Source organism: Isoptericola sp. NPDC019482, assembly GCF_040632295.1.
Taxonomy (GTDB): domain Bacteria; phylum Actinomycetota; class Actinomycetes; order Actinomycetales; family Cellulomonadaceae; genus Isoptericola.
Genome location: NZ_JBEYBQ010000016.1, coordinates 88868 through 98500 on the forward strand (window position 1 = coordinate 88868; position 9633 = coordinate 98500).

8 protein-coding genes are annotated in these 9633 nt (G+C 73.6%); 2 read left to right on the top strand and 6 right to left on the bottom strand.

The genetic code is table 11. The features are described from left to right. Positions 1-41: 41 nt before the first annotated feature. The 6 genes from ABZ493_RS12555 to dacB form a co-directional block, all read right to left on the bottom strand. Complete coding sequence (locus ABZ493_RS12555; protein ID WP_430582498.1) at positions 42-1109, bottom strand: glycosyltransferase; 1068 nt, start codon at positions 1107-1109, stop codon at positions 42-44. Between the two features lie 42 nt (positions 1110-1151). Further along, positions 1152-3224 (bottom strand): ATP-dependent zinc metalloprotease FtsH, encoded by a 2073-nt coding sequence (ftsH, locus tag ABZ493_RS12560; protein ID WP_430582499.1) that lies wholly within the window; start codon positions 3222-3224, stop codon positions 1152-1154. A 135-nt stretch (positions 3225-3359) separates the two neighbouring features. After that, positions 3360-3911 (bottom strand): hypoxanthine phosphoribosyltransferase, encoded by a 552-nt coding sequence (gene hpt, locus ABZ493_RS12565; protein WP_430582500.1) that lies wholly within the window; start codon positions 3909-3911, stop codon positions 3360-3362. A gap of 2 nt (positions 3912-3913) precedes the next feature. Beyond that, positions 3914-5089: a tRNA lysidine(34) synthetase TilS gene (tilS, locus tag ABZ493_RS12570; protein ID WP_430582501.1), complete on the bottom strand. Its 1176-nt coding sequence runs from the start codon at positions 5087-5089 to the stop codon at positions 3914-3916. A 9-nt stretch (positions 5090-5098) separates the two neighbouring features. Next, positions 5099-6196 (bottom strand): zinc-dependent metalloprotease, encoded by a 1098-nt coding sequence (locus ABZ493_RS12575; protein WP_430582502.1) that lies wholly within the window; start codon positions 6194-6196, stop codon positions 5099-5101. A gap of 50 nt (positions 6197-6246) precedes the next feature. Beyond that, positions 6247-7659: a D-alanyl-D-alanine carboxypeptidase/D-alanyl-D-alanine-endopeptidase gene (dacB, locus tag ABZ493_RS12580; RefSeq protein ID WP_430582503.1), complete on the bottom strand. Its 1413-nt coding sequence runs from the start codon at positions 7657-7659 to the stop codon at positions 6247-6249. Between the two features lie 238 nt (positions 7660-7897). Here dacB and ABZ493_RS12585 point away from each other — a divergent pair, with 238 nt between their 5' ends. Together ABZ493_RS12585 and ABZ493_RS12590 are read left to right on the top strand one after the other, a co-directional pair. After that, entirely contained in the window at positions 7898-8398 is a 501-nt protein-coding gene (locus ABZ493_RS12585; protein ID WP_416344998.1) for an inorganic diphosphatase, read from the top strand. A gap of 92 nt (positions 8399-8490) precedes the next feature. After that, a complete protein-coding gene (locus ABZ493_RS12590) occupies positions 8491-9552 on the top strand; it encodes an alcohol dehydrogenase catalytic domain-containing protein (protein ID WP_430582504.1) in 1062 nt (353 codons plus the stop codon). The last annotated feature ends 81 nt before the right edge of the window (positions 9553-9633 follow it).

Here is a 9633-nt window from a genome sequence, read left to right on the forward strand (position 1 = left end):
GAGCCTATCCCGCGTGAGGTGCCGCGGTCAGCGGGCGTCGCTCAGGGCTCGACGGGAACGGTGGGTGGGCGGCCCGCGGCCCACACCCGTCGCGGCAACGTCACCACGGACCGGAGGCTGCGCGTGTCGGCGATCGCACGGGCGAGCCGGAACGACCGGGACGCCCTGACGGCTCGGAGCTCGTCCCGCGTCCGGGCGAGCGCCTGACGCGTCGTCGTCAGCTCGGCCTCGACCACGCGGTTGCGCCGCAGCGCGCTGCGAGCGATCCGGTCGAGGATCTCGTGGACGGGCAGCACCGGGAGCTCCTCCAGCCCGGCGAGCTCCACGTGCGGGAAGTGCTCCCGCAACAGCTCGACGGCCTGGTCGCCGGATCGTCGGCTGTCGGCCAGCTTCCTCAGCCGGTTCAGCTCGGTCCCTCTGACCTGGCTGCCGTTGAACCCGTGGCGGAAGGCGATCCAGCTCGGGTTGTCCACGTCGTGGTGCACCGACGCGCCCAGCACGTCGTGCCTGCCGAAGTCGAAGACGTTCCGGGGCTGTGCGCCGTCCACCACGACGCCCAGCCCGTAGGCGTTCAGCGGGTAGTGCTGTTCGTAGACCCCGAAGGTGTCCTGGTCCAGACGGGCGACGGAGAACCCCTTGTTCATCGAGATGGCGGTGCCGTCCGGCGCGGTCTCGCAGATCTTCTCGACACGCTCCAGGAAGTCCACGGACAGCACGTCGTCGTCGTCGTAGCGATAGCTGAAGAGGCGCTCGCCCGATGCGATGTCCGCGAGGACCGGGTCGACCCGGTCGCTGAGGGTGTCGTCGTCCTGGAACTCGAGCACCCGCAGACGGGGCACCGTCCGGCACAGGTCGAACAACCTGCCCCGGTACGGCTCCGGAAGATCGTGGCTGACGAGCACCAGACCGTGCGACCGACCGTCCCGTTCGGCGAGCGCCCGGTACGTGGGCAGGCAGAAGTTCTCGAACGTCGACAGCTTGGCCGCGAGCACGTCGCGATCGAGGATGAGCCGCTTGGCCTCGGCGAGGGACAGCTGCTCCGTGGCCTTGAAGTGGCGCAGCGTCTGGGAGGTCACCAGGTTGAACCGCGTCAGTCCGACGAACTGCATGGGCGTTCTCTCCCCGTCGCCGCTGCTCCGGTCACCGACCGGTCAGCGGTGGTCTCCCGCCGCCGGCGGCTCGGTGTCCGTGCCGACGCCCGGCCCGGCCTCCTGCAGGTCGTTCTCGTTGCCCACGATGGCGGCCTCGTCCTGCGGCACCACGGCCTGGCCGTTGCCGTTGGACGCGGCGCGCTCGGCGTCCGTCATGATCGGGCCGCGCGTGTGCACCGTGCGCTGCTCGCTGGACAGCCACACGTCGCGCGGCTCGCGCTTGACGACGGGGGCGAACACCTCGGCGAGCTCCGCCTGGTTGAGCGTCTCCTTCTCCAGCAGGCGCAGCACCAGGTCGTCGAGCACGTCGCGGTACTGGGTGAGCACCTGCCACGCCTCGTCGTGCGCCGCCTCGACGAGCTTGCGCACCTCGTGGTCGACGGTGCCGGCGACGGCCTCCGAGTAGTCGCGCTGGTGGCCCATGTCGCGGCCCAGGAACGGCTCGCCGGACCCGCTGCCGAGCTTGATCGCGCCGACCTTCTCGCTCATGCCGTACTCGGTGACCATCTTGCGCGCGGTCGCCGTGGCCTTCTCGATGTCGTTGCTCGCGCCCGTGGTCGGGTCGTGGAAGACGATCTCCTCGGCCACGCGGCCGCCCATCGCGTACGCCAGCTGGTCGAGCAGCTCGTTGCGGGTGGTGGAGTACTTGTCCTCCATCGGCATGACCATCGTGTAGCCGAGGGCCCGGCCGCGCGGCAGGATCGTCACCTTGGTGACGGGGTCCGTGTAGCGCATCGCCGCCGCGACCAGGGCGTGGCCGCCCTCGTGGTACGCGGTGATCTTCTGCTCCTTGACCTTCATCACGCGGGTGCGCTTCTGCGGGCCGGCGATGACGCGGTCGATGGCCTCGTCCAGCGCGCGGTCGTCGATCAGCTGGGCGCCGCTGCGCGCGGTGAGCAGCGCGGCCTCGTTGAGGACGTTCGCCAGGTCCGCACCCGTGAAGCCGGGCGTGCGGCGCGCGACGACGGCCAGGTCGATGCTCTCGACCATCGGCTTGCCCTGCGCGTGCACCTTGAGGATGTGCTCGCGGCCCTTGAGGTCCGGGGCCTCGACGGCCACCTGGCGGTCGAAGCGGCCCGGCCGCAGCAGCGCCGGGTCGAGGATGTCGGGCCGGTTGGTGGCGGCGATGAGGATGACGTTCGTCTTGACGTCGAAGCCGTCCATCTCGACGAGCATCTGGTTGAGCGTCTGCTCGCGCTCGTCGTGCCCGCCACCCATGCCGGCGCCGCGGTGGCGGCCGACGGCGTCGATCTCGTCGACGAAGATGATCGCGGGCGAGTTGTTCTTCGCCTGCTCGAACAGGTCGCGCACCCGGGAGGCGCCGACGCCGACGAACATCTCGACGAAGTCCGAGCCGGAGATCGAGTAGAACGGCACCCCGGCCTCGCCGGCGACGGCGCGCGCGAGGAGGGTCTTGCCGGTGCCGGGCGGGCCGTACAGCAGCACGCCCTTGGGGATCTTGGCGCCCACGGCCTGGAACTTCGCCGGGTCCTCCAGGAACTCCTTGATCTCGTGGAGCTCCTCGACCGCCTCGTCCACGCCGGCGACGTCGGCGAACGTCACCTGCGGCATGTCCTTGCTGATGAGCTTGGCCTTGGACTTGCCGAAGCCCATGACGCCGTTGCGCCCGCCACCCTGCGCCCTCGACAGGATGAACCAGAACACGACGCCGATGAGCAGGAACGGGATGATGAACCCGAGGATCGAGCTCCAGAAGCTGGGCTGCGGGTTCTCGGAGTCGAAGCCCTTCGCAGGATCCGCCTTCTCGACGGCCGTCGCGACGGCGTCGCCCTGCGGCGCCACGTAGAAGAACTCGACCTTCGTGCCGTGGTCCTGCTCGCTCTCGGTGCCCGCACCGGTGACGTACTTCTCGCTGAGCTCCAGCTCGACGCGCTGCTCGCCGTCCACGATGAGGGCGTGGTCGACCGTGTCGCCGGCGAGCAGCTCGAGGCCCTGGGAGGTCTCGATCCGCGACACCCGCTCGGTGTTGAACGCGCTGAAGGCCAGCGAGACGAGCAGCAGGCCGACCACGATCCAGATGATCGGGCCGCTCAGGATCTTCTTGATGTTCATCGGCGACGGGGACGGTTCCCCGCTTCCCTTCCGTCGGGCAACGTGTGGTTCACGACGCTACACGCCGAGTGTGGACGAACCGTGGGTGTTCGCCCAGGGCGCGACGCCGTTCGTCGGCGGGCCGTCGGCGGCCGGTCAGCTGTAGACGTGCGGCGCGAGCGTGCCGACGAACGGCAGGTTGCGGTACTTCTCGGCGTAGTCGAGGCCGTAGCCGACGACGAACTCGTTCGGGATGTCGAAGCCGACGTAGCGCACGTCGACGTCCACCTTCGCGGCGTCGGGCTTGCGGAGCATGGTCGCGATCTCCACCGACGCCGGTCCGCGGGAGCGCAGGTTCGCGACGAGCCACGAGAGCGTCAGGCCGGAGTCGATGATGTCCTCGACGATGAGCACGTTGCGCCCGGTGAGGTCGGCGTCGAGGTCCTTGAGGATGCGCACGACGCCGGACGACTTGGTGCCCGACCCGTACGAGGACACCGCCATCCAGTCCATCTGGACCGGGTGGTGGAGCCGGCGCGCGAGGTCCGCCATGACCATGACGGCGCCCTTGAGGACGCCGACGAGCAGCAGGTCCTGGCCCGCGTAGTCCGCATCGATCCGGGCGGCGATCTCGTCGAGCTTGCTGCCGATCTGCTCCTCGGTGAGCAGGATGTTGGCGAGGTCGCCTTCGACGTCCGACTGGTCCACGGTCACTCCTCGAGGGGCGGGGTTGGGGCTGGGGGGTGCGCCGCCCCGGCGGGGTGCGGCTCGGCGGGGCGCAGGTAGAGCCTGCCACACGCGCGGAGCGCTCGGGCGTCGCCCGGCAGGTGGACGGCCCCCTGCCCACGCCACGAGACGACGAGCGCGTCGAGCGCGTCCACGTGCCGCGCCGTCGTCGCGCCGGGCGGGCAGCCGACGGCCAGCGCCGCCGACCGCAGGGCACGACGGCGCAGCGCGGCGTGCGCCTCCGCGAGGGGACCGACGTCGAGCACCAGGGTGTTGCCAGAGACCTGGCGCACCCCGGTGGGCTGTGGGTCTGACAGGTCGGCGGCGGGGACGGTGGCCGCGGAGAGCAGGTCGGCGGCCAGCGCGTCGAGCGCGTCGGCGTCGGCACGCAGCTGGTCGGCGGTGCGGGCGAGCGCCTCGACGACGCCCGGGCCGAGCGCCTCCTCCAGCACGGGCACGACGGCGCCGCGCACCCGCGTGCGGGCAGGGACGGCGGCGCCGCCCTCGCTGTCCAGGCTGCCGTCGTCCGGCAGCAGGTTGGTGGGGTCGGTCCAGAAGTCGACGCCGACGGCGGCGCACACCGCCTCGGTCTGCGTGCGGCGCAGGCCGAGGAACGGCCGGAGGTAGCGGCCCCGTCGGCGCGCCATCCCTGCCAGCGACCGCGCCCCGCTCCCCCGCGCCAGACCGAGCAGCACGGACTCCGCCTGGTCGTCGAGGGTGTGGCCCAGCAGGACGGCGACGGCGCCGCCCTCCTGCGCGACGGCGTCGAGCGCGGCGTACCGGGCGTCCCGGGCCGCGCCCTCGGGCCCGGCCGCACCCGGCCCGTCGTCCACCCGGACGCGGCGCACGAGCACGGGGTCGAGGCCCAGGTCGCGGCAGCGCGCGGCCGCCGTCGCCGCCACGGCGTCCGAGCCCGCCTGCATCCCGTGGTCCACCACGACCGCCCCGACCCGGACCGCGAACCCCGTCGAGCGCACCGACCGGCCGACCCGGGGTGCCTCGAGCGCGGCCGCCGCGGCGAGCGCGAGGCTGTCCGCGCCGCCGGAGCACGCGACGAGCACCAGGTCGCCGGGCGACAGCTCCCCGCTCCCCGCGAGGTCGCCCAGCTCGGCCCGCACGGCCGCGCGGGCCGCCGCGAGCGCCGGGTCGACGCGGGCCACCGTCGTGCCTCAGCCGTGCACGCGGCGCACCCAGGCGCGCGGGTCGGCGATCTCGCGGGCGGAGGGCAGGTGGCCGGGTTCGGACCAGACGGCGTTGAGCCCGTCGCGGCCGACCCGCTCCTCGACGGCGCGGACGAACGCGGCGCCGTCGCGGTACTGCGCGAGCTTGGCGTCCATGCCGAGCACGCGCCGCAGCACGACGTCGAGAGCGGGCGCGCCCTCGCCGTCGCGCCGCTTCTCGAACCGGGCGCGGATGGTGCGCACCGAGCGCACGACGCGCGGCCCGACGGCGTCCATCATCACGTCGGCGTGGCCCTCGAGCAGGGCCATGACGGCGGTGATCTCCTCGAGCTCGCGGCGCTGCTCGGGGCCGAGGACCCCGTCGAGCGGGGTGACGAGCTCGCCGCGCACCGCTCGCAGCACGGTGCGGCCCACGACGGCCACCTTCTCCCGCAGCGGGGCGCGCGCCATCGCCACGGAGCTGCGGGTGACGCCGCTCATCAGGTCCCCGACGCGGCCCACCAGGTGGTCGGCGAGCCAGGGCGCGGCGGCGAACTGGAGGGCGTGCGTCTGCTCGTGCAGGCACACCCAGAGGCGGAAGTCGCGCGGGCGCAGGCCGAGCGCACGCTCCACCTGGAGCACGTTGGGGGCCACGAGCAGCAGCCGGCCGTACCCCGGCGCGTGGCCGGCCCCGTACGGGTCGAACTGGCCGAGCACCCGCCCCGACAGCAGCGCGAGCAGGCCCCCGACCTCCGCCGCGCCGGCCAGCCGAGCCGCCGCCGACGTGGGCGGCACGCCCGCCGCGACCTCGGCCATCACGGGGTCGGTCATGGCCCGCATCGACTGCGCGTTGGCGCGGGTCCAGCCCGCCCGGTCGACGACGTGCACGTCCCCGAGCACGCCCGCCGCGCGCGGCGTGGCCGGCGTCATGCCCGTGACGTCGAGCACGTGCCCGACAGCGTCCCCTGCCGCGGTGCGCAGCCCGGCGACGAGGGCGTCGAGGTCGTCGCGGGGGGCCGTGGCCCCCGGGCGCGCGAGCCGCGCGGCGATCTGCGCCGCCGCCGTCCAGTCCAGCAGGGGCTCGGCGGCGGGGGCTGGCGTGGTCACGGGACCACGGTAACCATCGCCGGGCACACCCTCCGCAGCACCGGCACGGGCTACCGGCAGCCGCAGTCCGCGAGCTTCCCCGCGAAGTTGTCGAAGATCACCCGCGCGCCGTACGACCCGCCCTCGGGCACCTTGTCCGCGAGCGTGACGAACACCAGGAGCCGGTCGTCGGCCGTGACGACCGTGCCGGCCAGGCCGGTGACCTTCGGCAGGCTCCCCGTCTTGCCGGTGACGTAGCCGCGGCCGGGGTTGGACTCCGGGTAGCGGTCGTGCAGGGTGCCGTTGAGGCCCGCGACGGCGAGGCCGTCGGCGACGTCGCGCAGCTCGGGGTGCGCCGGGTCGACGGCGAGGGTCAGCACCTCGGCGAGCTGGCGCGGCGTCGCCCGCGACCCGCGGCCCAGTCCGGACAGGTCGACGAGGGTGGCGTCGGCCATGTCGACGCCGAGCTCCTCGACCTGGGCCGTCACGGCCGCGATCGCGGCGGTGCCGGTGCCGGGCTCGCCCGCGTCGATCGCCACGATCCGGCCCAGCACCTCCGTGATGGCGTTGTCCGAGCGGCGCAGCATGTCCCCGACGACGTCGCGCAGGGGCGCGGACTCCACCCGGCCGACCTCCTCCGCCGACTCCGGTGCCTCCTCGCGGGAGACCTCGCCCCGCACGGTGACGCCACGCTTCTCCAGGGCCTTCACGAACGTGCGCGCGGCCGCCGCCGCCGGGTCCTTCTGCCGCGGCGCATACTCCTCGTCCGTGGTGCGCGCGACGTCGACGGCGAGCGCGGCGACCGGGGCGGTGTAGCCGTCCTTCACGTCCGCGGCCGGTACGTCGGCGGGCACGGCCGGGCCCGAGAACAGCGTGTCGTCGAGGCCGACGGTCACGGTGTCCTGCCCGGCGTCGAGCACCTGCGCGGCCACCTGGTCCGCGAGGTCGCCGAGGCCCGCGCGCCCGTTCACCTCGTCGGGGTCGCCGGCGCCGGCCGCGAGCATCATGTCGCCGCCGCCCACGAGCACGAGGTGCGTCTCGTCGTCGAGCACCACCGTCGTCGGGAGCGTCGTGTCGCCGCCCGGGCCGGCGAGCGCGGCCACCGCGGTGAAGAGCTTCTGCGTGGAGGCGGGGATCATCGGCCGGTCCGGGGCGGCCGCGCCGAGCGTCTCGCCGGACGCCGCGTCCACGACGACCGTGCCGACCCGCTTGCCCAGGCGGTCGTCCTTCGCCAGCCCGGTGACGAGCTTGCCGACCGCGGACGCCGCGGGCTCGGGCGCGTCGGAGGGAAGGTCGGGCAGCGAACGCTCGGGGGTGGGGCCGGTGGTGGCGCCGGGTGCCGTCGGGAAGGGGGCCGCCGGCGCGGGCGGCGGCGCGGTGGTGAGCATGCCCGGGACGACGTCGAGGGCGTCCGCCACGAGGTAGCCGCTGAAGAGCACGACGACCGTCGTGACGGTGGCGCCGACGCTGGCCCGCCACCCCATCTCGTCCTCCCGCGCCCGTGAGCTGTTCGTGAGCCGTTCGTGAGCATCGTCACAGCCCGGGTCCCGTGGCGCGCTCCGTGCGTATCTTCCCACGTCCGTCCGCGGTTCGACGCCGCCGCACCGCACCGGGCGGACGCGCGGGCACATGGCACACTTTGACAGGGCGTCCGCACCGAGCATGCCCGCAGCGAGCATGTCCGAAGCATCTCCCCGAGCACGTCCCGAGCATGGAGGAACAGTGGAGTTCGACGTCACGATCGAGATCCCGAAGGGCCAGCGGAACAAGTACGAGGTCGACCACGAGACCGGTCGCATCCGCCTCGACCGCATGCTCTTCACCTCGACCCGCTACCCGGACGACTACGGGTTCATCGAGGGCACCCTCGGCGAGGACGGCGACCCGCTGGACGCGCTCGTGCTGCTGGAGGAGCCCACGTTCCCCGGCTGCCTGATCCGCTGCCGCGCGCTCGGCATGTTCCGCATGCGCGACGAGGCCGGCGGCGACGACAAGGTGCTCTGCGTGCCCCTGGGCGACCAGCGCGCCGCGTGGCGGCAGGACATCGACGACGTCTCCGACTTCCACCGCCTGGAGATCCAGCACTTCTTCGAGGTCTACAAGGACCTCGAGCCCGGCAAGTCCGTCGAGGGCGCCCACTGGGTGGGCCGCGCCGACGCCGAGGCCGAGATCGAGCGCTCGTTCCAGCGCGCCAAGGACACCGGCTACTACGACGGTCACTGACCGCCCCGGCCCCACGACGGCGCCGTACCCCACCGGGGGGTGCGGCGCCGTCGTCGTCCCCGGACCGCGCGGCGGCCGTCTACCGTGAACCCATGCGAGCAGCCGTCATCCACGGTCCCCGCGACGTCCGCATCGAGGACCGCCCGGACCCGACCGTCCTCACCCCGGGCGACGCGGTGGTCCGCGTCGTCGCCGCCTGCGTCTGCGGCTCCGACCTGTGGCCCTACCGCGGCGTCACGACCGTCAAGAAGCCCCGACCCATCGGCCACGAGCTGGTCGGCGTCGTCGAGGAGCTGGGCTCCGACGTGACGTCGGCGCAGGTGGGCGACTTCGTCGTCCTGCCGTTCACCATGAGCTGCGGCGAGTGCCAGTCGTGCCGCGCCGGCTACCCCGCCGCGTGCGACCTCGTCACCGGCTTCGGCTCCACGGACCGCTGGGGGAACCCGGTCGACGGCGCGCAGGGCGAACGCGTCCGCATCCCGCTCGCGCAGCACTCCCTGTTCCCCGTGGGCCGCTCGGAGGCCGAGCTCGAGGCCGCGGGCCTGGTGCCGCACCTGCTCGCCCTCGCCGACGTCATGTCCACCGGGTACCACGCGGCCTTCTCCGCAGGCGTCTCCGCGGGCGACACCGTCGTCGTCGTCGGCGACGGCGCCGTCGGGCTCTCGGGCGTGATCGGCGCCCGGCTGCTCGGCGCGGAGCGCGTGATCGCGATGAGCCGGCACGACGACCGCGCGGCCCTGGCCCGCGAGTTCGGCGCCACCGACGTCGTCGCCGAGCGGGGCGAGGAGGGCGTCGCGGCCGTGCGCGACCTGCTCGGCGGGGACCTCGCCGACGCCGCGCTGGAGTGCGTCGGCACCAAGCAGTCGATGGACACGGCGCTCGACGTCGTGCGCGGCGGCGGCCGCGTCGGCTTCGTCGGCGTCCCGAACGGCGGACCCGAGCTGAGCGTGCGGCGCCTGTTCGACCGCAACGTCACCATCGGGGGCGGCATGGCGTCCGCCCGCCGCTACATGGAGACGCTGCTCCCCGACGTCCTGTCCGGCGCGATCGCGCCCGGCAAGGTGTTCGACCTCGAGCTGCCGCTCGCCGACGTCGCCGAGGCGTACGCCGCGATGGACGAGCGCCGCGCCACCAAGGTGCTGCTGCGCCCCTGACCACCGCCCGCCCAGGTGTTGTGAGCGCGATTTCGGGGACTATTCGCAACCGAATAGTCCCCGAAATCGCGCCCATCGGGA

Bases quoted from the DNA above. Each gene is read 5' to 3' on its own strand.
- ABZ493_RS12555 (WP_430582498.1), bottom strand. From the start codon at position 1,109: ATGCAGTTCGTCGGACTGACGCGGTTCAACCTGGTGACCTCCCAGACG.
- ftsH (WP_430582499.1), bottom strand. From the start codon at position 3,224: ATGAACATCAAGAAGATCCTGAGCGGCCCGATCATCTGGATCGTGGTC.
- dacB (WP_430582503.1), bottom strand. From the start codon at position 7,659: ATGGGGTGGCGGGCCAGCGTCGGCGCCACCGTCACGACGGTCGTCGTG.
- ABZ493_RS12590 (WP_430582504.1), top strand. From the start codon at position 8,491: ATGCGAGCAGCCGTCATCCACGGTCCCCGCGACGTCCGCATCGAGGAC.